We start from the raw sequence: 1,431 nt of genomic DNA, 5'->3' as shown, positions 1-1,431 counted from the left end.
ACACTGTTACTAAGATTGAAATCATCGGTTCTGATAAATTTGTTTATATCGAAAAAAACTTAAAGCCTACTCTTTGCCCTATGTGTCAGTCTCGTATGCATTCCAAGGGTATCTATGTTCGTAAAGTAAATCATCCAATCTCTCAGGATTCAATGAACACTTACTTGATAGTACGCCAGCGCAGATGGGTGTGTAAGGAGTGCGGACACACAGAGAATGATTCCTTTCCGTTTTTGGATAAATACTCACATTCTTCAAATATCACGCCATATTTGATTCTTAATGCATTCAAGACTCTTACTAAATCAACAGCCGAGATTGCAGCTCAATTCAATATATCTGATTCAGCTGCCCGTCTTATATTCAAGCGCTATGTGGATCTTCCTAGACTTCCTTTGCCTGAATACATATCTGTAGATGAAGTATATCTGGACATCAGTAATACCGAAAAATATGCATTTGTCATTATGGATTTTTCTACTGGAGAAATCATCGATATCGTTCATAATCGATGGCATTCTACACTTGAAAACTACTTTCTATCTATTCCACTTAAGGAAAGATTAAATGTCAAAGGTGTAATATCTGATGCTTATAAGACTTATCTTACTATGCCTGAAGAGTATTTTCCTAATGCGGTCACAATCCTCGATTCGTTTCATGTAGTAAAGGTTATAATATCTCGCATGAATACTTACATCTACAAAGTAATGAAGAGATACAAAAAAAGAGACGAACAAAGGCTAAAAGAAAAAAATCACGATACGAACCGTGATGATAAATCTATAAAGCCTTCTAAAGAAGTAATTCTGTTACAAAACTATAAATGGGTTATCCTTAAAAACCATGATGAAATTAATTATTCAACAAAACGCTATTATCATAAAATGCTAGGTATGAATGTAGATACATTCACCATTGAGAAAATGTTTCTAGAACTGGATCCAAACTTTGAAAAGCTTCGTGATCTAAAAGAGGATTATATTGAATTCAACAATCAGGAATACGAAAGTGAATTCGATGTACTGACAAATCTAAACGCTTTGATCAACAAATATAAATATTCAGATCAGTCGATATTTAGTGATTTTGCCTTGTTTCTTATCAAGAACAAGGAACCTATCGTTAATTCCTTTATTAAAGTAAAGGTCTATAGAAAGAGTGCAAGAAACGAGCAAGAATACTATGCACGTCTTTCCAATGGACCTATGGAGTCTTTCAACCGAAAGCCGAAAGATCTTAAGAGAGAATCGAGAGGATTCTCTGATTTTAATTATACACGCAATCGCATTCTCTGGGCTACAAGAGACAATCCAAGCGTTAGAGGTATTCCTAAACCAAAAGATGAGATCAAAAAGAATAAAGGAAAAAAACGCGGATCATATAATAAGAAAAAATAATATAAAAATATAACTACAATTTAATAATCAC

1 protein-coding gene is annotated in these 1,431 nt (G+C 33.6%); it reads left to right on the top strand.

The window, feature by feature from the left end:
• A partial coding sequence (locus KTQ83_RS11755; RefSeq protein ID WP_217256938.1) for an ISL3 family transposase occupies window positions 1–1,400 on the top strand: 1,400 nt, incomplete at its 5' end.
• Window positions 1,401–1,431 lie beyond the last annotated feature (31 nt).

It is taken from the genome of Holdemanella porci (genome assembly GCF_019052655.1).
GTDB lineage: Bacteria > Bacillota_I > Bacilli_A > Erysipelotrichales > Erysipelotrichaceae > Holdemanella > Holdemanella hominis.
This window is presented reverse-complemented; position numbering and strand designations above follow the sequence as displayed.